Below are 20,535 nucleotides of genomic sequence, written 5' to 3' on the forward strand. Positions count from 1 at the left end.
TGGAAGTCCAGTCAATCACCATAGTGACAACCGATCCCTAAATCCAGTCCTTACATTTAGATCTTAATTTCCTCATATATAGTCTTATATAGCGTGTAAACAAAAATTCAAAGCAGCAGCGATCCAAGATGTGAATTGTACGTCTACCCTTTAGGATTGTTGCTGCTTTTGCTTCTTTTCTGCATCACAGGATAAAATCCGAGTGTTGACGCTAAACTAGTCGATTACGGATACAGAGGGTTCTTCCGAGCGACTTGCTGACCTTTTGTCAACAGCCATTGCAGCTTCTGACCTGCCACCTCAGCTTGCGCGGTCATTCGGAAATGTCGATCATTCCCCTTTCCTCCACTATTCAATTCAAGCAATCTGTATTCCCGCAGCAATTCCATACCGGAGTTGGCGATCCGGACAGCTTCTTCTTTGTCCCCGGACTGAAATCTGTTACGTCCCAACTCCCATACTCCTTCTACAGCCTTAGTCCATTTGAAATAGTTATACGTATCCGTCCCCAGGGCTTTGCGAATCCAATATACCGCAGTTCGCGGCTGACTTCTCCTCATGTATAGCTCTGCCATTTCCCAGTTCAATCCTGCATGGTGCTGTGATCCCTGGAGACCCGCTTGTAATACAGCTTCGCGCTGTCCATCTGGTACCAGCCTTGAAAGCTCAAGCCACGTCTCGGAAGACCACGGGTTCCAGTTCATGGATCGTTTCAACAGGCTGACCTTCTCCGCAGGCCCAGGCGCGTTGAGCGCTGCACGATATAATAATGCGCCCCGGTCTGCCCGGAATGAGCTGACTCCTAATATCAAGAGCAAAATACACACTAATCCCCCTGCTATCCAGCGGGAATGCCTTTGAATCGGGCTGTATGACATTGGACACAACGAGGCGGCCGGTTCTCTTCTTGGGGAAACAGCCAACGCCAGCAACCAGAAGAGCAGCAGCCAGACCAAGCCATAGCTCCAGTCAAAATCAACGGCACTGTGCAGAACCAGGACCAGAAATGGTGCCAGCAGATGCGGTGCCGCTCTTAGAGAATATGCAGCAGCCAGCAGCATGACCAGAACCACTGCCAAACCGACAACGCCTAGGTTCAGCAGTAGATCCAGGTAGCCGTTATGGGTCTGGCTGCCAACATAGGGACGGGACTGAATGGCGAGATACATATTTCGCCACGTTCCGCCCCCGCGCCCCAGCCAAGGGGCTTCACCCGCGAGGCGCAGGGCATCGCGGTACAACAGGCCGCGCGCGGCGACCGTGGACGACGGTCCGGTGATACGCGCGCTCATGTACGTCAGGACGGCGGTTCCCCCCGCCGTCCAGCCCGCGGCCGCGAGTGCCAGCAGCGCGGCCCGGGTCCCTTGCGCCGCGCTGTGCCAGCGGCGCTCCAGCCACAGGCCGGCTAGCACAGCGCCGGCCCAGCACCCGGCCAGCAGCAGCAGGCCGGGCAAGGGCTTTACCGCCAGGCCGGCAGCGGCCAATTGGCGGTAGAACAGCGCCGCGCTAGCCACGGGCGCGGCGCCTGTGAGCAGAAGCGGCGCGATCAGCCGCCGCTTCAATGCCAGAGCGGCGGCGCATGCGCAAGCCGCCGCCAGCCATGCGCCGCGCGACTCGCTGAGCAGCAGCGCGGCGGCGTACGGGAATAGCGGCAGCTGGCGCAGCAACCTGGCGGCGTACGGGAATTGCTGACGTTGACGCCGCAACTTGGGGGCATGCGAGAATTGCCCCCACTGGCGCTGCAACTTGGCGGTACACGGGAGTTGCCACAGCCGCCGCTGCTGCCTTAGTAGCGCCTCTCCACTTTCTGCACTTCCATACCCCCCCGCGACTGCAAAGAGTCGCTCCAGCAAAAAAACTGCCATGACCGCACCAAAGGTGTTGGGATATTGCAGCAGGCCAGCGAGCCGTGCACCTGTTACACTGACATCCGGGGTGCTGGTATAGGCTACATTAAAGGGAAGCGTCAAGCTAGTGCATAGTGGGAGCAATGCGCTAAGACATAGTGTCAAACCAAGTCCATGCCAACCAGCAGTCAAAATCTGGGTAGCGCCCTTGCTGTCCGCGCTGTTGTAGGCAATCAGAGCAAAACTACCGTACAGCGCCCAGCGCAGTATTTCATCAAGATTGGCCTGTGCCGACAACGGACCACGCAGCCAATGAATGACGTAAAGGCAAAGAATAATAATAGGGCTGGAAAGCACAATGTAGATCATTGCCCGATTATTGGCTCTGCTCCTACCTCTCTCTAATAACACTAGCTTCAGCAAAAGAAGCAAGCAGCACAACACAAACCATACGGTCAGAAAAAAATAGATTTCTCGCGTGAAAAAAAATCCTCGTAGCAGACATGCTGCTATTCCTGCAGCTACGACCATTGCTGCACACAGATATAAGAACGTGGTTTGCACTGAAATTTTGTGTTGATTATTGAACATTTGGAAAGTCCCCTGTACTACATGATGCTCACCAGTATTCCCAGCCTAGCTTTTATACAAAAGGGATATCGCAATCCTTTCGATATAAATTTTATATTCGATAGATTTTTTTGTTTTGGAATCTGGGATTCCTCTCATAATCAGTGCTTGCTTCGTCAAGAAACGGACTCCAGAGACCTTATTGCTTATAGATCCAACCAATCAGGAAGCTAACGGACTCCAAAGGCGCTATGGCGAGAAATACTGTCCAAATACCGCTGTCTAGAAGGAAATAGCGTCATCTGAGTCCACTACATCTCCAAAGCAACTTTATGCGGCAAATAACGGCTATACAGTCCGGTAGCTCTCATTAATGAGCTCCAACCTACTATATGGTTAGTTCCATAAAGTTAACTCCATGAAGTTGTTCTGATGAAGCTCTATGATGAAGTTGCTTATTTGAAGTTGCTTTAGCTGGCGCTGATTATAACATTGAGCCGGAATTTTGCTACAAAAAATGACCTCGTCCTCCACTGAAGCGTGGATTCTGAGGTCATTTTTAGGTTGAGCTCAACGATTGCGGACACGATTGAGACTGTTTATGCTCAACGAAATGTCGCTGGAACTTATGGTGTGACCAGTTTTATGCTCAACACAATTTCGTTGGAGCTTATGGTCTATGGTCACTTTATTTCAACACAATATCGTTGAACCTTATGGCATTTGCCCCGTTAACGCTCAACACAATGTCGCTGTAATCTATAGTGTACGGCCCGTCCATTTTCAAAACGATATCATTCGAACTTATGATCTTGGCAAGAGGTAGTCCGTCATTGTCAACTATTACGACTTGGAGACGCAGCTTCCTACGCCTCTGACGGCAGCAAATCTGCACATGCGCGTTCCAGATACGGCTTGGCGCCAAGGAAATCGCGGAAGGCGGTATACTCGCGCCATTTGGCAGCATTATCGCCTCCAGCACTGCGGACAGCACGGATCAAGATGTTCTTCGGCGTATGCTCCAGGTCGATAAACTCCAAAAGCTGACTCCGGTAGCCGAGAAGGTCCAGCAGTTTGGCACGAATAGCATCTGTCGCCAGCGCAGAGAATCGTTCCTTCAGAATGCCGTGCGACAGCAGCGGATTCAGCACTTCATTCTCGACCTGTGCGAACAGCTCATGCTGGCAGCAAGGTACGGAGAGGATGACTGAAGCGCCCCAACGAACAGCTTTTTCAAGCGCAGCATCCGTCGCGGTATCACAGGCATGGAGTGTGACGACCATATCGACTTGTTCTAGTTCGTCGTACTTGGCGATATCGCCTACCAGGAAACGAAGCTGATCGTATCCCAGCTTTGCAGCAAGCTCGCTGCAATGTGCGATAACATCGACTTTCAGATCCAGACCAACAATGTTCAGCTCGCGTTTCTCGCGCACCTTCAAATAATGATATAACGCGAAGGTCAAATATGATTTGCCGCAGCCAAAATCCACGATTGTCAGCGGACGTCCGGTTGGCAGATCGGCCAGTACATCCTCCACCATTTCCAGGAAGCGATTGATCTGCCGGAACTTGTCGTATTTTTTCGCCAACACCTTGCCTTCACTGTTCATGATCCCCAGCTCGACGAGGAATGGTACCGGCTTCCCGTCCTCCAGGACATAACGCTTGCGGCGGTTATGGGCCAGGTCCGGCTTTTCCTGCTTGGTTGGGGACTTCGTCAGAATGGAGACCTTGTACTTCTTGCTAATCAGCACTTGATAATCGGCTTCTATGGTACAGATCAGCCCTTGGCGGAAGGTCTCTCGGAGTAGCAGAGTCATCTCTTCGGCAGCCTCTTCGGCCGGGATGTTGCGATGCTCCACCTTTGGTCCAATATAGTAGGCGAACTGATAATGCAGCTTGCCTTTTAACTCAACAGGTTTGATTACCACCTTGTTGTAGGCGACTTCGCCTTTGCTGCGCAGTTGACTCAGCGTCGCCGTAATTAACGTACGGTCACTGATCACTTGTTCAATAAGAGCTTTCAAAGATTCCACAGGGCACATCTCGCTTTCGGTATTAAAAATGGAGAACCATGTTCTCCTGATAGTTCATCTATTATAGCATGTCATAACAATACTGGTTATAAACCGACCGGCTCTACTTGTAATTGCCCTTTGAGTATTGTGATGGCATGACCAGTTAGGGTGATCGTATCCGTGTCGACATCTAACAGCAGATAACCGCCGCGTGGGGAGGCCTGATAGGCATTCAGACGGGAACGATTCAATCTCGCGGCCCAATAAGGACCGAGTGCGGTATGTGCAGAGCCGGTTACAGGATCTTCATTCACACCCATTTTAGGGGCAAAGAAGCGCGAGACGAAATCAATGCCTTCTTCCTTACTCTCAGCTGTAACCGAAACAGCCCTTACAGCAAGTCCAGCCAGCAGCGTAAAGTCAGGCTTCAGTTCCCGAACCATGGATTCCTGATCCACATGAACCAGTAGATTGTCAGCGTACTGCATGATCTGTGAGACATGTCTCTCTGGTATACCGAGTGCAGTTGTCAGTCCCGGTACCTCCCGCACCGGTGTAAGTTCATAGGGCGGAAAATAGAGGCTGATCTTTTCAGCCTCCCGTCTTGCTACCAGGAGTCCGCTTAATGTATGGAACCTAGCCTCCTCACCGGGAGCCAACACTCCAGTCTCCCACAGTATATGTGCACTCGCCAGCGTAGCATGTCCGCATAGCTTCACTTCCGTAACTGGTGTGAACCAGCGCAGCCGATATGCACCGGCTTCCGGCCAGAGAAAGGCTGTCTCTGACAGATTCATTTCTGCGGCGGTCTGTTGCATAAAGTCCTCTCCGGCAGGGCCCTTCAGTAGGCATACGGCGGCCGGATTGCCAGAGTAAGCTTGATCTGCAAATGCATCAACAATGAATAAAGGCAGGCTCATTGCAGCTCCCACTCCTTTTCCCGGGCAGTCAGTCGATTCCATTCCTGCAATCCTTGCTTGACTTCCTCAAGGGGCAACTGTCCCCTCTCCAGTTCTTCGGGGTCCTTAAGCAGCAGCCGTTCATACCAAGCCTTCCCTTCAGCAGCTACATTCTCCCCTTGCTCTCTCAACCGGTACAGGCTGTCCTCCGCTTTACTATAACGGCCTTGGGATTCCAGATAGGGCAGCAGAAGCCGCTCTGTCTTGGCTGGGATCCGATAGCCCTGGACCTCTTGCAGGAGTTCATCAATTTCCTCTGTCATCGATAAAAGGCTCCGGTCAGCACCATGCATATCGGCGTACAAGTACAGATGTAGTGCCCGCATAGACCGGAATAGCGCTTCTTCCCTGTTGCCTGCAGCCGTGTAGATTCCGCTCTCCTCTTTGAGCAGTCTGGCTACTCCCTGAAGTTTATCGGATTCAATGATGCCGCCTAAACGGAACATCTCAATAACATCCTCCACAGACAATGAATTTAAAAGGCGGGAATTGAGCCGGAAATGCCTGTTCAGTAATTCATCGACTTCCCATAAGGCTTCCGTCGTCTTTCGTTCCTGCTTCAACGTAAGGACCTTTGCCACCATCGTTGTCATATCCTCAATCATGCGAACAATATAATCTCTCCGGAACATACCCTACACTCCTTTCTATTGCCGCAGCCGCGATTACAAACTCCCAGCCGCCACGCTGCCTCTTTCTTGCTCAGCTGTGTGCTTCTGCTTCCATCTTATACGATGGACAACGGCTTGACAAAAAACACTCGATCGGACGGACTGCATGGTAGATGAACGGCAAAGAGGCAGCGCTCCGCAAATCTGCGGGTGCTGCCTCTTTGCCTTCTTGGAGATCAGATATTAATTTATAGCCACAGCCTTGTCCACAAAATCCGCGATAATCTCCGACAACCGCTCGGGGTCTTCCATCATACTCATATGACCCGCGCCTGCAATCGTAGCCTGTGTGACGTTCGGCTTGTCTGATGTAAAGGTTCGCTCCGCAGGAACCAATCTGTCCTCCGCACCGGCCACCAGTAGAATAGGCAGCTCGCTGGCCGAGAGTACATCCCGGCGATCCGGGCGCTCGCGCATCGCCAGAGCCACTCCCGCGGCTCCCTGTGGAGGTGTTCTATAACCGATTTCCTTCGCACGCTCTAGCAGATGCGGCGAAGACTCCACTGTACCGGGGGCGAATAGACCTGGTACAAGCCCGTCTACAAACACGTTAATTCCTTCATTCTGAATGGTGCTTACACTCTTCAGCCGTTTCTCCTTCGCCTCTTCCGTATCCGGATAGGCTGTCGAATGGATCAGTCCAAAGCCTGTCAACCGGGACGCATGCCGCTGGGCAAAGGACAGCGCAACATAACCGCCCAGCGAATGACCAAGCAGTGTCACCTTGGACAACTCCAGGGCATCCAGCAGCGCAAGCACATCGTCCGCCATACTCTCAATTGTGTACGCTCCTAGCGGAGCATCCGATTCACCATGTCCGCGCAGGTCAGGTGTGATGACGCGATAACTGCTGCTTAGACGAGGGATCACCTTCTCCCAATATTCAGCGCTGCCGCAAAATCCGTGCAGCAGAACAATGACTTCACCCTTACCCTGATCACTGTAGCAGATCGTGCTTCCTTCATATCGAACTTTTTCCATGGCTGCTCCTTCTTTCTATGTAGAAGATTATGAAGCACGTTAGATATATATATTTAAGCCAAACTACTTCCCTTGAAACGCCCATAAGCTTCCAGACCGAAACCTGTGGCAGCCGCTTCCGCAATCTGCTCTGCCATGATCATCACCCGGTGCAGCGGCGTGGTCTGCAAAGTATGATAGGGCTTGGGGCCGTTAACATCCACAATAGCCGCTATACTGTAATGCCCAACAGCCGGAAGCTTCAGACCGACCGACTGTGCTGGCTGCAAGGGTCCCACCGCAGCGAGATAACTCCCCCGTGTGAGCAGCGTCCCCAGACAGGCATCTACAGCAATAATAATCTGTTCTGGTGGGATCGAAGCCACCCGTGCAGCCAAATTATCTGCATCACAGGGCTTTGGCAATGTGCCGATTACATGCGGAAAGCCATATTCCAGCAGCCTACTGCCTGTTAACGGGCCAAGCGCATCTCCGGTGGAGCGATCCGTTCCAATACAGAGAAAGGTTACCTGTTCCATACTATGAAGAGCTGCAATTTCGCGAAAGAAAGCGGTCAGCCCTTCCGCGTCCTTTTTATAGCGGCGTCCATCCTCTTGCTCCCTGATTCCCATCTGCCCCACCTCCTTGTTCTCTTGCTCCGTTATTCCAAAATGCTTTTATCATTCTACACGATTTCATCCTCCTGGACAAAAAAATGGTGGTGCCCCCTGCAAACATGGTAAAATACATGGATCAATGGTCAGAGAGGATGTAATAAACCCAATGGATTTGACACAGCCAAGTCAGGAAAATGTTGAATATATGATTGAAGCTATCAAGGATAAGCTGAAAATGGCCAGCGCAGCCGCGATGCAGGCTTCCGCGTTCTCGGTAGATAACTATGAGGATATTTTCGATGTGTATGAAGTCGCTATGGGTAGCGACAGACTCAGCATTTCCCAAGTAGAGGCGCTGGTGTCCGAGCTTGGTCGTCTTCGCCGCAAGTAACAGCGTAGACAAAAGCCCCTTGTTCTGGTCCATTCCGCGAATGAGCCATGAAGACAAGGGGCTTTTTTTCAATTAAACAAAGCAAAGTTCACTGTAATTCGCTGTCAATCATGCATTAATCGAGATTAGACTGTAGTTTGAACACCGTCTCTGCATGCCCGACTCTTGTTCCGCCGTCATTATAAATCATTCCTGTGAAGGCTGCACGGAGCTTTTCCATCGTAGTCTGCTCGCTGTATCCCAGTTGTTCCAAAATGCTATAGACGATCAGGCCCCACTCTTCCTCAGAACCATCGAGAATCTTGAACGAGATCCCCAGCCGCTCCCGGCGTAGCGCGAAGCAATAGACCCCCTTGAAGCCACCTTTGGCAATGATATTATCATCTGCCAGCAGAATAGAATCCAGCCGTCCATGACCAGCCACCATCTCTGGATGAGCATTCATAGCCGAAGTAATGACCTTGACCGCCTCACGGGTTGGTTCGTCGTCAATAAGATCGGGACAGGCCATCTTCAGGTAGGCATTAGCGAGTGCCGTCAGAGGGAGGGCAAATACGGGCAAGCCACAGCCATCCGTTCCGAGCCCAATGCTCTCCGAAGCTATGTCCGCCAAGTCTGCAATTGTATCTATAATTTCACGTTGAACCGGATGACTCGGCTGGTCGTATTCATCCAGCGGCAAGCCCTTCAGCTTGCTGTAGGACAGAATACCCATATGCTTACCGGCACAGTTGTGATAAATTTTTCGCTTGTTATAGCCACGGATGGCTTCTTCCCGACTGCTGCGGTCCAGCGGATAGCTAGTCGCGCAAATCATAGTAGATTCCTCAATGCCGACCTTAGCCGAGATGCTCTCCAGTGTAGACACATGATAGCTTTCGCCCCGGTGGGAAGCCGTCATAAGTGCAATTTCCGGCGGTGTGAGGCCATAATGCTCAGCGATTCCACCACGGATACCGGGAATGGCCTGCATAGGTTTTGCTGCTGAACGGGTAAAGGAAACAAAACCGGGATCTCCAGCGTATCCCTTTAATTGCCCCCCCTCACCGACGATGGCGATATGTCCACTATGAACACACTCCAGCAAATCCGACCGGTATTCTCGCACCAACACTGTTTCCATGATGTCTCTCCTCTTTTCTAAAAACTTCTATAAAATAATTCATATTTAATCCCAAGAAACTATATAATCTTTCGGCTTTCCGGGTTGTTTGTAAAGCCGCAAAAACAGCCGTTTATGTGCTTAAGAGTCGTTCTGTAGCGTCCAATCTGCGGATTTCTCCGTTAATCGTTCCCTTGCTGATTTGCTGTTTCAGCTTATACACTAACGTTTATATACCAAGTAAGATAACTTCAGGTTCCCCTGAGATTCCGATGCAGGAGACGGCAATTGTTCGTCTTCCGATCTGGAATACCCTATTCTGATAAGGAGTGATCGGTGATGAGTAACGTAGAGCATGAAACAGAGAACGGTAGCAACTTCCTAAAAGGTGTCTTTATTGGTGGATTGATCGGCGCGGCAGCCGCCCTACTGTTCGCCCCCAAGCCTGGCCGCGAGATCCGCAGCGATTTGTCGGACAAGCTATCGCTTGCCACAGACAAGACCAAGGAGGTAGCAGGGGCCGTGACGGATAAGACCAAAGCGCTGGCAACTTCCGTAGGCGAAAAGGCTTCTGACCTTGCCAGCACGGTCTCGACCAAAGCCTCCGACATTTATACTACCGTCAGTGACAGTAAACAGCAAATCGCAGCCACTCTGCAGGACACTGGAAGAAAGATCGGCGATACGGTTAGCGAAGCTTCCGCCAGCGTGGCCTCGGATGTGCAAGATGCTTCTAAATCCTCCTAATGGAACGACGGTGAAAACCAGCTATGCTCCATTGATTCAATAGCCAGCTCACCGTAGCTGGCTATTGCCATGTCTTCAGGATAGATTGAACTTAAAATATTGCCGCTAAAGAAAGCAGGGAAGCAATATGGGAGATTCAATGAACAGAAGCAAAACCTATGAATTGGACGAGCATCCCTTTGAGCTAAGGCATGAGGTCAAACGGCTAAATACACGGCTCGACCAAATTGCTAATTCGCTGGAACGATCAGAAATCAAAGATATTCTCGAAAACTATTCTAACCCGAAAAAACGAATTATCACCAACCTGATGGCTGGCGTTTCCCGGGGACTCGGACTTTCACTAGGAACATTCATCATCCTTGGTCTGCTTGGTTATATAGCCAGTTTGTTCATTAATGTACCAGTTATCGGAGATTACCTGGCCGAGATCAAAAAATATATTGATGCCAACAATTAACGCCCCTGCTGTCTGTGCCTGAACTTCCTTCAAGAATTGTTACGATAAATGGTGTTCGCAGATGGCCTTCATATGTTGACACAACAAAGGGTATGCTTCTCTCCACTCCGGAGAATAGCATACCCTATCATTCTTTCAGCAATAGCGTGCAGACGGCGTCATCGATTCTATTCATCATAAGTAATATCCGCTTCTTGTTCAATAGAAAGAATTGGACATGATTTGCTTCAGTTTCTCGGTGGCCCGCTTCTGAATCCGCGAGACACTCATCTGCGAAACACCCAGCTTCTGCGCGATAGCCCGCTGGGATTGCCCATCCTGGAAGGCCAATAGCAGCACTTGCTGCTCTTGCTCCTTTAATTGGCCGAGTGCTTGCTGCAAATCCATGCGTTTCTCCACCGTTTCGAAATCGTTGGCTTCCGAACTGATCAGCTCGCCAAGTGTAGCGCCAGTCTCCTCTTGAGAAAGCGGTGAATCCAGCGACACATAGTGATAACATTCCCTGCCCGCCAGTACTTCTACTGTTTCCTCCACAGACAGGTCGAGATAGTGGGCGATTTCATCCACTGCAGGCGAACGCTCTAGCCGGATCGTCAATTCGTCGATCGCTTGCTGAACGAGAGCGCCCTTCTCCTTGATCCGTCTCGGAACTTGTATGTACCAGGATTTATCGCGCAGGAAATTCTTCATATGCCCGATCATACTTTTCATGGCATAGGGTTCGAAAGGAATTCCCAAACTGATATCATATTGCTGCAGTAGCCGGATCAGCGCCATCTGGCCGACCTGGTACAGATCCTCATAAAGGTCGGGACGATTGCGGGCGATTTTACCAGCAGCCATTTTGACCATAGGCTCGTATTTTTGAATCAATGTGGTGGCTATTTCATTATCTTTGCTTTGCTGGTATTCCGAGATCAGGTTCACTGCTTCATTCATGGACTCGGGGGGAGTCGCTTTTTCATTCATACTTTCTCCTCACTAAAATGAAGCCGCTTGGTCAAGGTAACCACCGTCCCTTTCCCCGCTTCGCTTACTACGCTGACATCGTCCATCAATGCCTGCATCAGGTAGAATCCCAGACCTCCGACCTGAACGTCACTCAGCTCTTTATCGTGCAGTGTCGTGCGCTCAGCAGCCGAATCCACGCCGTCAAAGCTCTCCCCTTCATCTTTGACTGTAATGGACAGTGCATCTGCTCCAACTTCGAAAATCACATCCACCAATCCGTCATCCTGTCCGTAGGCATACAGCACGGAGTTATTACACGCTTCCGATACGGCAACTTTCATATCTTCAATGTCCTCGTACGTAAAACCCATTTTCGAAGCAATACCATATAGATTTAATCTGACGATATCGACATATTCTGCGCTGGCCGGCAACTGGAGAACTACTCTTTGCACATCATCACTCATTCTTTGTTCGGTCCTTTCCTAGTGGGAATTCTCTTGGGGAGCAAAAAACTTGGCAATACCAGTCATATCAAACAGCTTCTGAATTTGCGGAGGAACTTCCTCCACCATGAATTTAACATCCATACCATGTCTGGCTTTCAGGATCGAGAGCAGAATTCCGATGCCCGTGCTGTCGATATATCTTAATTCTTTAAGATTAATGACGAGGTCCAGCCCAGCTTCACCCACAAGCGGCTCCATGACAAGACGAAAATCAGGAGCAACCGACAAATCGAGTTCCCCGCTTAGGAAAACTGTACATACACTGCCTTCGGTCTTTGTCTTTGCATGAAATTTCTCGCTTTTATGTGTATTCATAGACATTCTCTCCTGATATATGATTTCTTTACCAATAACCCTAAAGGCATACTTTTGAAACAAAAAAACGGTTATTCAGACTCTAGCATTTGCTGAATTACGCATGATTAATGGACGTCCCATGCTCATTCATCAGAGCATCCTTTCGGGAATACCGTGAAATGATTTGTTTGATACTACCCATCTTGAGCGGCTTGCTGATGTAATCATTCATTCCGGAAGCCTGGCAGCGATTCTGTATGCCCTCCATGACATTGGCTGTCATCGCAACAATAATAGCTGTTCCAGCAGACGGTCCGCTTCCACGCCGGATCTCAGCAGTAGCCTCCAGGCCGTCCATCACCGGCATTTGCAGGTCCATAAAGATAAACTCATAAGTATGCTTCAGCGCCAGGGACACGGCCTGTCTGCCGTCTTCGGCGACATCAGCCTCAAAGCCCAGCTTGTGCAACATACTGACCATCAGCCTCTGATTGATGGGGTGGTCATCCACAATAAGTACCCTGCTCCGCTCCGCCTCACTTGGGAAGGTATGGGCTGCTGCTTCCTTCTCTCCGTTGCCTATCAATTCCCCTTCGGGTAACGTTGCCTGAATGGTAAAGACAAACGTAGCACCCTTCTCCTCCATCGATTCGACTCGAATATCGCCGCCCATCATCCCTACAAGGGACTTGCAGATGGCGAGACCTAGACCGGTTCCCCCATATTTGCGTGTCATGGAGGAATCAAGCTGCGAGAACGGCTGGAATAGCCGGTCGCATTTCTCCGGGGAAATCCCGATGCCCGTGTCCTTAACCGTAAATTCTACTACAACTTTATTATCCTTGCTTTGCACAGCAGACGCAACCAGATACACTCCACCCTGATTGGTGAACTTGACGGCATTCGCCACCAAATTGATAAGCACCTGGCGCAGGCGCGCCATATCACCGTACAACAATCTTGGAAGCTTGTAGTCAATGAAATAGGCCAACTCCAGGTTCTTCTTCCCGGCTTCCATCGCGAACAGGTTGAAGACCTCCTGTATACAGGTTCGCAACTCAAAGAGTTGCTCCTCCATCTCCATTTTGCCGGACTCCATCTTCGTGAAATCAAGAATATCGTTAATAACGGTAATCAATGTGTCGGCACTCTTGCGGATTATTTCGGTATATTCCTTCTGCTCTGGCTCAAGCTCTGTCTCCATCAGCAGGTCGATCATGCCCACGACACCGTTCATCGGCGTACGGATCTCATGGCTCATCATGGCCAGGAATTCTGTCTTGGCTTTGGCCGCGATCTCCGCCTCTTCCTTGGCCTTGATCAATTCCCCGTTGATCCGCTCCAGTTCCTGGGTCTTCTGCTGCAGCAGCATGGTTTGGGTCTGATGCTTCTTACTCGTTAAATACATATCGACAAAGCCCTCAATCTTGGATTTCAAAATCTGCGGAATGAACGGCTTCACCATATAGTCAATAGCCCCGGCGGAGTATCCGGCAAACAGATGCTCCGCCTCTCTACTGTTAGCTGAAACGAAAATAATCGGGATATCCTTGGTCTTATCTCTGGCCTTGATCATCTTGGCGGTCTCAATGCCATCCATACCCGGCATCTGTACGTCCAGTACAATAACTGCGAACTCATACTTCAATAAACACCGCAGCGCTTCCTCGCCGGAGGTGGCTTTGACAAGCTTATATTGCTGGCTCTCAAGCACTGCCTCCAGCGCCAGCAAATTTTCAGGACGGTCGTCTACCAGCAGTATATGAATCGGCTCTTGAAACCCCATGGGACCCTCCTACGCACACTATTTGATCTTCCGATAGATTTTCTCTACCCTGTCCAGGGGTTCGTAACTATCGCTGTACCTGGTGAAATGAATGGATTCCTTCGAGCCAAGCACGAGCACGCCGAATCGGCCAAGGCTTTCATTAAACAACCCGTGCACATGGTCTCGTAGCTCATCATTGAAGTAGATCATTACATTTCTGCAGAAAATAACATTGAATTCGTTAAATGAAGTATCTGTAGCCAGATTATGTTCGGCAAAAATAATATTTTTGCGCAAATAAGGCTGCAAAATCACCGAGTTGTATTTTGCTGTATAGTACTCTGAAAATGCGCGGGTCCCGCCCGCCTCGAGATAATTCTTGGTATACTGCTGCATTTTGCTGATTTCGTATACGCCTTCCTTGGCCTGCTGCAAGGACCGGTCATTCATGTCCGTCGCGTAGATGCGCGCCTTGTCATACAGCCCCTCCTCATGCAGCAAAATCGCCATGGAGTATACTTCTTCGCCTGTAGAGCAGCCAGCATGCCAAATGCGAATGTAAGGGTAGGTTCGCAGGAGCGGAATGACTTTCTGACGAAAGGTGAGAAACAGCCCTGGGTCCCTGAACATTTCCGTTACGGGAATAGAAAGACTGTAGACAAAACGTTCAAAACAGGACCGGTCATGCAGCACTCTCTCCTGCAAAGCGGATATGCTCGATAGATTCTCTGCATGGACATGATGCCAAATCCGCCGCTTCAAGGAAGGCAGCGCATAATTACGAAAATCATATCCGTATAAACGATGTACCCCGTCGAGGAGCAGTTCAATCTCAATTTGCTCTAATTCGTTCTTGCCCCCGGTCAATGCAGGTTGGCTCTCATATCCGTGATCCATTGCGGTCATGATTATCCTGACTCCTTGCTACTGCACCATCCAGAGATGGTCTGTTTATTAATCTTTACAACTATTACCCCAAAATCGTGGCTACGAATACAACCACACCCGCATTAATGAAAGAAGCTGATCTGTCTCGATCGGTTTCTTGATATAATCGGAGGCGCCGGCCTCTATGCATTTAGCCCGATCCTCTTTCATAGCTTTCGCTGTAAGCGAGATAATCGGCAGCTTCTGATACTGCGGCATCTCACGAATCCGGCGCATGGCCTCATATCCGTCCATCTCCGGCATCATCATATCCATCAGGATCAGGTCGAAATCCTCTTGCTCCACGAGCAGGTCCAATGCTTCACGGCCGTTCTCAGCGAATTTAACTTCCATATTGTAGCCTTCCAGTACACTGGACAGGGCAAATACATTCCGTATATCGTCATCAACGAGCAGTATTTTTTTGCCGTCGAATAGTTCTTCTTTGTTATGAAGCTTCTGTAAGATCATACGCTTGTCTTCCGGTAAATTAGCCTCCACCCGATGCAGGAACAGCGTAGTCTCATCCAGCAGCCGCTCCGGGGAGCGGACATCCTTGATGATGATCGACTCCGCGTATTTGCGCAGCCGCATCTCTTCCTTGCTGTCGAGATCCTTGCCGGTGTAGATGATGATCGGCAGATCATTCAGTTCCTCATCATCGCGAATCTGATCCAGCAGCTCAAAGCCATTCATATCCTCAAGCATGAGATCCAGCACCATGCAGTCGTATTTCTGCTTGCGCAGCTCAGCCAGCGCTTCACCGCCGCTAGATACCGCGGTGATGGCGACATCATCATGGCCTATCAGCTCCATGATGGAGAGGCGCTGAATCTCATCATCCTCCACAATCAGGAGATGCTTGAGTGTACTGGATGTATAGTTCTCGATTTGCGAGAATGCCCGCTCCAGTGCCTCGCGGGAAGAGGGCTTGCGAAGATAGGCCATCGCGCCCATCATGAGTCCCTGCTTCACCTCGTCGCTGACGGAGATGACATGAACAGGGATATGGCGGGTCTGTGAGGAACTTTTCAGCTCCCGCAAGATTGACCAGCCATCCATAACCGGCAACTGGATATCGAGAATAATGGCATCTGGCAAGTAGGACTTGGCCATCCCCATCCCGGTATCTCCCTGAAGAGCCACCAACCCTTTAAAACCACGGCCACGGGCCATACCGAGCAGTATCTTCGCAAAGCTCTCATCATCTTCAATGATCAGCAGCACTTTATCACTGGTATTGAGATCCTCCCGATCATCCTCTACAACGACCATCTCCTGAACCTCTGAGACAGTAAAAGCATTGGTGGTCTTGACTGGCAGCAGATCTTCGACATAGCCGGCCAGCGTCGCTGCTTCACTCGCTGCGGCGGCCTCTGATGCCCCCATTAGCTGGCTGTAATTCGCTTGGACCGGCAGGTATAGGGTGAATGTGCTGCCCTGCCCTTCCCGGGAATCCAACACGATCGCCCCGCCCATCAAACGAGCCAACTCGCGGCTGATAGACAAGCCAAGGCCCGTGCCGCCATATTTGCGACTGGTCGTTCCGTCCACTTGCTGGAACGCTTCGAACACGAGGTCCGTCTTATCCGCCGGAATACCGATGCCGCTGTCCTTCACAGCCAGAGCGATGTATTCGGCTTCAGTAGGTAAATAGAGAGGCAGGTCCCCTGTTACTGGGCTTACAGAAAACTCGACAAATCCTTCACTTGTGAACTTGAAAGCATTGGAGAGCAAATTCCGCAAAATCTGCTTCAATCGGTGGCTGTCGGCAATAATGATCTCCGGCAGCGGATCATTGAAGTTTGTGCGCAGGGACAGACCTTTCTTGAGGGCCTGCGGACCGAAATTCTGCTTCACGAAGCTGTTCAGATCATTCAGCCGGATCTCTTCGTGGTTCAGTTCCATTTTGCCAGCATCGACCTTGGACAAATCAAGAATCTCGTCGATCATCTTCAGCAGATCCGCGCCTGACATATAGATGGTGTGTGCAAATTCAACCTGCTTATCGTTAAGATTACCTTCCTTGTTCTCCGTGAGCAGCTGCGAAAGAATCAGCAGACTGTTCAGTGGAGTCCGCAGCTCGTGGGACATATTCGCCAGGAATTCCGACTTGTATTTGCTGGTCACAGCCAGCTGCATCGCCTGCTTCTCCAGTTGACCACGGGCATGCTCAATCTCGTTCTTCTTCTCCTCGACTGCCTGCACCTGTTCCTCCAAGGCGCGGGTCTTGGCAATCAACTCCGTATTGTAATGTTCCAGCTCCTCCTGCTGGCGCTGCAGCAGCTCTTCGGAGCGCTTGAGTGCCTCCGTCTGCTCCTCCAAATTCTCATTAGAGCGACGCAACTCCTCCTGCTGGGTCTGCAATTCCTCCGACTGGCATTGCAGCTCTTCTGTCATCGCCTGCGATTCACGGAGCAGTTCCTCTACAACAATTCGACGTGTCACATTATTGAGAATAATGCCCAGGTTGTTCGCGAGTTGGCGCAGCAGTTCCGTCTGCAGAGCCGTAAACGGTTCAAACGAAGCAAATTCCAATACTCCTAGCAGTTCATCCTCGAACAACACAGGATGAATGGAAATGTAGCCAGGCTGGGCATAACCGAAACCGGAGGCCACCTTGATGTAATCATCCGGTGCCTGTTCGAGTTTGATTGGCTTCTTGTCCAGAGCACACTGCCCGACAAGCCCCTGGCCGATGACGAAGCTTCCCTTCGGCTCCTTCTCGCCGTCGGCGGCGTAGCTGCCGCTACTGCGCAGGGACTCTGGATTATTGGGGTCCTTCAAATAGAGCGCTCCGTACTGAGCGCTTAGTATAGGGGTGAATTCATTGATAAAAGTCTGGGCGATTCCGTCCAGCGAGCTAACTCCACGCAGTAGTTCGGTGACCTGGGCAACATTAGCATTGAGCCAGGATTGATCGGTCTGTGCCTGAGTGTAAGCTTGTTCCATCTCCTGCTTCTGCTCGATATCTTCGGCCATTTCCTTGAACACCCGAGCCACTTCGCCGATCTCATCCTTGGAGGTAACTCTGATCCGGCGGATCGCCCTGAGCTTACCGTTGCCGAAGCTGCTGATCATCATCGATATCACATTCAGGCCGCGCGTAATGCTGGGAATGACCCACAGAATCACTCCCAACCCAAGCAGCAGACCCGTAATCATGATCAGGGTAACCATCTGGATGGAGCTTTGGTAGGCCTGCTCCGCCTGATTAGCTTGTTCATTCTGCTTATAATAGTTATAGTCAGACAAGTTGTTCAGGCTCTCAAGCACCTCGTTCTGCACATCCTGACCTTTGGCATTGCGGTAGGCATTGGCGCTTTGGATATCGCCAGCGGCAAGCATTACCATCGCCCGTTCCTGATAATCCTTATAAGCGGAATAGGCGTTCTCGATTCTTTTGACGATCTGAAGTTCTTCCGCACTAGTCATCGATTCCTTGATGTTGCCCAAATATTGATCCACCTTGGCAAGTTTCTCGTTAATCTCGCTCTTTTGCGACTCGATAGCCATGGAATCTGAATTCAACATCGAGGTTGTCAATATACGCGCCATATCATTTACTTCTCCGCGCATTCCGGAAGAATTACGCCCCTTCTGATACCGGTCCTGATAGCTGTCTAACTGGTGGTTCATATAATTTAACCGGTCATATCCAATAAGAGTGAGGGCAAACATAATTGCCAGCAACGCACTGAAACCGATAAGAAGTTTGGCTTTGATCTTCATTCCTTCTCCGGCTCCTTTTTCAGTGAGATCCAGACCAGGCACTTGTCATCATCGCGTTCCCGATTCAGCTTTTCATTAAAGAACGCAGCCTGCATCTCTTCTTCCCGCCAACCATGTCCACCTCTCAGGTGTCCGATCATAAAGTCCAACTGGTCCTCCTGTTCACCCTCTGCCATCTCCAAGAGCCCATCGGTATACAGTACGAGATGACCTTCTTTCTCAAAGCTGAGGCTTTGCGGCTCTGCATCCATACGATCAAACAGACCGACCGGATGACAGTTGCTCTTCAGCAGCACCGGTTCCTTGCTATCGCCTTCGAAGAAAAGCGCCGGCGGATGGCCTGCATTGACATAATCAATACGGCGCATACGTGTGTCCACAACCATATAAATTGCTGTGAAATAATACTGCACGAGCGATTTTTCAATATATAGCTGGTTAAAACGCCGGTTCAGTTCTTGCACGACTTTCTCCGGCTCTACATAGGTCGTGACCGTGTCTTTCAGCACGGAGGCAATAAACATACAAAAGAGTGACGATGAGATTCCGTGACCCATCATATCCAAAAGAATGACGCCGTAGCGACCATCCCCTAAGGCGTACCAGGCATATAAATCTCCCGCCAGTTCAAAGGACGGCTGATAAATAGCATGGACTTCAAAATCCGCCTCCTCAATCGGCAGGCTAAGCACAGCGTTCTGCACAAGCGCTGCGAGCTTCAGTTCATCCTGTATTCGCTGATCCCGCTCTTTATGCCAATCCTTCTCCTGCTTTAAACGTAGTGCCAAGCGGATTCTAGCCATCAGCTCCACCTTGTTGATTGGCTTCGTAACATAGTCTACTGCCCCAGCGTCCAGCGCTTCAGCCAGCTTTTTGGAATCGCCTACAGCAGTAACCATAATAATTGGAATATCCTTGAGATGCTCGTACTGCTGAACTACACGGCAAGCTTCAATCCCGTCCATCTCCGGCATCATCATATCTAGCAGAATCAGATCAATGTCCGAGGGACGGGGGCGTTCTTCCGGATTATTCTGGTCTATGCCCAGAAGCTCCAGCATCTCCTTTGCAGAAGAGGCCGTGATGAAATTCCGGTAGTCTTCTTTCTTCAGGATCTCACGGATAATGATCACATTAGTCGGATTATCATCCACGATTAGAATTCTCATTATCTTCACCTCGCATGAGTAGTATATCGACCGTAACATCCTGTACAACCTGTATCTTCATAATCATACGATACTTGTTAAGACGGTTCCATTCACAACCTTATTATACTAGGAAGTAGGTCTGCCTTCGGAATTCAACAAAGTAACCTCCAGCCCCACTACACCTAGTGGTTCTGGAGGTTACGTTATTGGACACTCCTTATACAAAGGGTCACTGTAACAAAAAGACAACTGAACCTTCATTAACCGCAATCCCCCCCTATTGAAACGGTTAGGAAGAATTGCCATCGAACAAGTCAATGCCATCCCACGTTCCGGTAGCCGGATTACGATAAATCTTGAGCGCTACATGTCCCCTCATATATACGTCGCCATCCTCAGCCAAAAAATACGGGGCTCCCAGCAACTCATGTAAAACATCCTTCTCCGGCTCAATCTTCACCCCGTTAATTAGCAGACCATATAGCCGCGCTTGTTCGGGGGCAACGTGAACATAGACCACTTTTCCCTCATACACTCCTGCTGACATGTCTGCATATTGATACTCCAGACAGTCAGGCCAAGGATCTTGTGCAATGTGAAGCGGTGTCCCCTTGATCTGCAGCAGTTCTTCCGCTGTAGCATCCAAAGAAACACCTGCCAAGGAATCAAAGCTGTCCAGGTAAGTTGTAGGACGGGCAGCATATAGTAGCGACGAAATCACCTGCGCCTGCGGCGCCAAGGCAGCTGCGGAGTCCGGCTTCTGCGGACCCGCATCCAACATCGGAGAAAGGAGACTAAGCAATAGAATGATCATATTCATCTTGTTGTTCCACCTCTCTGATCCGTTTCCGTCTT

The 20,535-nt window shown here is 50.3% G+C and carries 18 protein-coding genes; 3 read left to right on the forward strand and 15 right to left on the reverse strand.

The features are described 5' to 3' along the window. Positions 1 to 224 precede the first annotated feature (224 nt). The 6 genes from AC3Y23_RS24465 to yyaC all read right to left on the reverse strand — a co-directional run bounded on the left by AC3Y23_RS24465 (position 225) and on the right by yyaC (position 7,660). Positions 225 to 2,216, reverse strand: coding sequence for an O-antigen ligase family protein (locus AC3Y23_RS24465; RefSeq protein ID WP_379204033.1), 1,992 nt, complete (start codon positions 2,214 to 2,216; stop codon positions 225 to 227). A 1,067-nt stretch (positions 2,217 to 3,283) separates the two neighbouring features. Next, positions 3,284 to 4,465, reverse strand: a complete 1,182-nt coding sequence (locus AC3Y23_RS24470) for a class I SAM-dependent methyltransferase (protein WP_379204035.1) — start codon at positions 4,463 to 4,465, stop codon at positions 3,284 to 3,286. A gap of 77 nt (positions 4,466 to 4,542) precedes the next feature. Further along, positions 4,543 to 5,358: a PhzF family phenazine biosynthesis protein gene (locus AC3Y23_RS24475; protein ID WP_379204037.1), complete on the reverse strand. Its 816-nt coding sequence runs from the start codon at positions 5,356 to 5,358 to the stop codon at positions 4,543 to 4,545. After that, the gene (locus AC3Y23_RS24480; protein WP_379204039.1) at positions 5,355 to 6,029 is read right to left on the reverse strand and encodes a DUF6483 family protein; all 675 of its coding nucleotides are present in this window, start codon (positions 6,027 to 6,029) and stop codon (positions 5,355 to 5,357) included. The genes AC3Y23_RS24475 and AC3Y23_RS24480 overlap by 4 nt, the downstream gene beginning before the upstream one ends. 222 nt (positions 6,030 to 6,251) lie before the next feature. Next, positions 6,252 to 7,049, reverse strand: coding sequence for an alpha/beta fold hydrolase (locus tag AC3Y23_RS24485; RefSeq protein WP_379204041.1), 798 nt, complete (start codon positions 7,047 to 7,049; stop codon positions 6,252 to 6,254). A 53-nt stretch (positions 7,050 to 7,102) separates the two neighbouring features. Then, positions 7,103 to 7,660, reverse strand: a complete 558-nt coding sequence (gene yyaC, locus AC3Y23_RS24490) for a spore protease YyaC (protein WP_379204043.1) — start codon at positions 7,658 to 7,660, stop codon at positions 7,103 to 7,105. Positions 7,661 to 7,811: 151 nt separating this feature from the next. On the opposite strand from yyaC, the gene AC3Y23_RS24495 reads away from it, so the two are divergent. Continuing rightward, entirely contained in the window at positions 7,812 to 8,036 is a 225-nt protein-coding gene (locus AC3Y23_RS24495) for a DUF1128 domain-containing protein (protein ID WP_379204045.1), read from the forward strand. 115 nt (positions 8,037 to 8,151) lie between these two features. Here AC3Y23_RS24495 and AC3Y23_RS24500 read toward each other — a convergent pair whose 3' ends face one another. Continuing rightward, the gene (locus AC3Y23_RS24500; RefSeq protein ID WP_379204047.1) at positions 8,152 to 9,159 is read right to left on the reverse strand and encodes an asparaginase; all 1,008 of its coding nucleotides are present in this window, start codon (positions 9,157 to 9,159) and stop codon (positions 8,152 to 8,154) included. Positions 9,160 to 9,477: 318 nt separating this feature from the next. Here AC3Y23_RS24500 and AC3Y23_RS24505 point away from each other — a divergent pair, with 318 nt between their 5' ends. Next, positions 9,478 to 9,885, forward strand: coding sequence for a YtxH domain-containing protein (locus AC3Y23_RS24505; protein WP_379204049.1), 408 nt, complete (start codon positions 9,478 to 9,480; stop codon positions 9,883 to 9,885). A 139-nt stretch (positions 9,886 to 10,024) separates the two neighbouring features. Beyond that, positions 10,025 to 10,345 carry a DUF5665 domain-containing protein gene (locus tag AC3Y23_RS24510; protein WP_379204051.1) on the forward strand — a complete coding sequence of 107 codons (321 nt, stop codon included), beginning with the start codon at positions 10,025 to 10,027 and terminating at the stop codon, positions 10,343 to 10,345. 198 nt (positions 10,346 to 10,543) lie between these two features. Here the strand turns inward: AC3Y23_RS24510 and AC3Y23_RS24515 are convergent, their stop codons facing one another. The 8 genes from AC3Y23_RS24515 to AC3Y23_RS24550 form a co-directional block, all read right to left on the reverse strand. After that, positions 10,544 to 11,314, reverse strand: coding sequence for a sigma-70 family RNA polymerase sigma factor (locus tag AC3Y23_RS24515; RefSeq protein WP_379204053.1), 771 nt, complete (start codon positions 11,312 to 11,314; stop codon positions 10,544 to 10,546). Continuing rightward, entirely contained in the window at positions 11,311 to 11,763 is a 453-nt protein-coding gene (gene rsbW, locus AC3Y23_RS24520; RefSeq protein ID WP_379204055.1) for an anti-sigma B factor RsbW, read from the reverse strand. The genes AC3Y23_RS24515 and rsbW overlap by 4 nt, the downstream gene beginning before the upstream one ends. Positions 11,764 to 11,781: 18 nt before the next feature. Continuing rightward, positions 11,782 to 12,120: an STAS domain-containing protein gene (locus AC3Y23_RS24525; protein WP_379204057.1), complete on the reverse strand. Its 339-nt coding sequence runs from the start codon at positions 12,118 to 12,120 to the stop codon at positions 11,782 to 11,784. Positions 12,121 to 12,217: 97 nt separating this feature from the next. Further along, positions 12,218 to 13,888, reverse strand: coding sequence for a response regulator (locus AC3Y23_RS24530; protein WP_379204059.1), 1,671 nt, complete (start codon positions 13,886 to 13,888; stop codon positions 12,218 to 12,220). Between the two features lie 18 nt (positions 13,889 to 13,906). After that, positions 13,907 to 14,776, reverse strand: a complete 870-nt coding sequence (locus tag AC3Y23_RS24535) for a CheR family methyltransferase (protein ID WP_379204061.1) — start codon at positions 14,774 to 14,776, stop codon at positions 13,907 to 13,909. Positions 14,777 to 14,857: 81 nt separating this feature from the next. Further along, positions 14,858 to 18,529, reverse strand: coding sequence for a response regulator (locus AC3Y23_RS24540; protein WP_379204064.1), 3,672 nt, complete (start codon positions 18,527 to 18,529; stop codon positions 14,858 to 14,860). Next, on the reverse strand, positions 18,526 to 19,698 hold the full coding sequence (locus AC3Y23_RS24545; RefSeq protein ID WP_379204066.1) for a SpoIIE family protein phosphatase: 1,173 nt from the start codon (positions 19,696 to 19,698) through the stop codon (positions 18,526 to 18,528). The genes AC3Y23_RS24540 and AC3Y23_RS24545 overlap by 4 nt, the downstream gene beginning before the upstream one ends. Before the next feature lie 271 nt (positions 19,699 to 19,969). Continuing rightward, complete coding sequence (locus AC3Y23_RS24550) at positions 19,970 to 20,500, reverse strand: hypothetical protein (RefSeq protein WP_379204068.1); 531 nt, start codon at positions 20,498 to 20,500, stop codon at positions 19,970 to 19,972. Positions 20,501 to 20,535: the final 35 nt, after the last annotated feature.

Source organism: Paenibacillus sp. MAHUQ-45, assembly GCF_058133325.1.

What these genes read in the sequence shown, in the direction of transcription:
- AC3Y23_RS24530 (WP_379204059.1), bottom strand. Translation starts at nt 13,888, where the DNA reads ATGGGGTTTCAAGAGCCGATTCATATACTGCTGGTAGACGACCGTCCT.
- rsbW (WP_379204055.1), bottom strand. Translation starts at nt 11,763, where the DNA reads ATGAGTGATGATGTGCAAAGAGTAGTTCTCCAGTTGCCGGCCAGCGCA.
- AC3Y23_RS24470 (WP_379204035.1), bottom strand. Translation starts at nt 4,465, where the DNA reads ATGTGCCCTGTGGAATCTTTGAAAGCTCTTATTGAACAAGTGATCAGT.
- AC3Y23_RS24505 (WP_379204049.1), top strand. Translation starts at nt 9,478, where the DNA reads ATGAGTAACGTAGAGCATGAAACAGAGAACGGTAGCAACTTCCTAAAA.
- AC3Y23_RS24525 (WP_379204057.1), bottom strand. Translation starts at nt 12,120, where the DNA reads ATGAATACACATAAAAGCGAGAAATTTCATGCAAAGACAAAGACCGAA.
- AC3Y23_RS24495 (WP_379204045.1), top strand. Translation starts at nt 7,812, where the DNA reads ATGGATTTGACACAGCCAAGTCAGGAAAATGTTGAATATATGATTGAA.
- AC3Y23_RS24535 (WP_379204061.1), bottom strand. Translation starts at nt 14,776, where the DNA reads ATGACCGCAATGGATCACGGATATGAGAGCCAACCTGCATTGACCGGG.
- AC3Y23_RS24475 (WP_379204037.1), bottom strand. Translation starts at nt 5,358, where the DNA reads ATGAGCCTGCCTTTATTCATTGTTGATGCATTTGCAGATCAAGCTTAC.
- AC3Y23_RS24480 (WP_379204039.1), bottom strand. Translation starts at nt 6,029, where the DNA reads ATGTTCCGGAGAGATTATATTGTTCGCATGATTGAGGATATGACAACG.
- AC3Y23_RS24500 (WP_379204047.1), bottom strand. Translation starts at nt 9,159, where the DNA reads ATGGAAACAGTGTTGGTGCGAGAATACCGGTCGGATTTGCTGGAGTGT.
- AC3Y23_RS24510 (WP_379204051.1), top strand. Translation starts at nt 10,025, where the DNA reads ATGAACAGAAGCAAAACCTATGAATTGGACGAGCATCCCTTTGAGCTA.
- AC3Y23_RS24545 (WP_379204066.1), bottom strand. Translation starts at nt 19,698, where the DNA reads ATGAGAATTCTAATCGTGGATGATAATCCGACTAATGTGATCATTATC.
- yyaC (WP_379204043.1), bottom strand. Translation starts at nt 7,660, where the DNA reads ATGGGAATCAGGGAGCAAGAGGATGGACGCCGCTATAAAAAGGACGCG.
- AC3Y23_RS24465 (WP_379204033.1), bottom strand. Translation starts at nt 2,216, where the DNA reads ATGATCTACATTGTGCTTTCCAGCCCTATTATTATTCTTTGCCTTTAC.
- AC3Y23_RS24515 (WP_379204053.1), bottom strand. Translation starts at nt 11,314, where the DNA reads ATGAATGAAAAAGCGACTCCCCCCGAGTCCATGAATGAAGCAGTGAAC.
- AC3Y23_RS24540 (WP_379204064.1), bottom strand. Translation starts at nt 18,529, where the DNA reads ATGAAGATCAAAGCCAAACTTCTTATCGGTTTCAGTGCGTTGCTGGCA.
- AC3Y23_RS24550 (WP_379204068.1), bottom strand. Translation starts at nt 20,500, where the DNA reads ATGAATATGATCATTCTATTGCTTAGTCTCCTTTCTCCGATGTTGGAT.
- AC3Y23_RS24485 (WP_379204041.1), bottom strand. Translation starts at nt 7,049, where the DNA reads ATGGAAAAAGTTCGATATGAAGGAAGCACGATCTGCTACAGTGATCAG.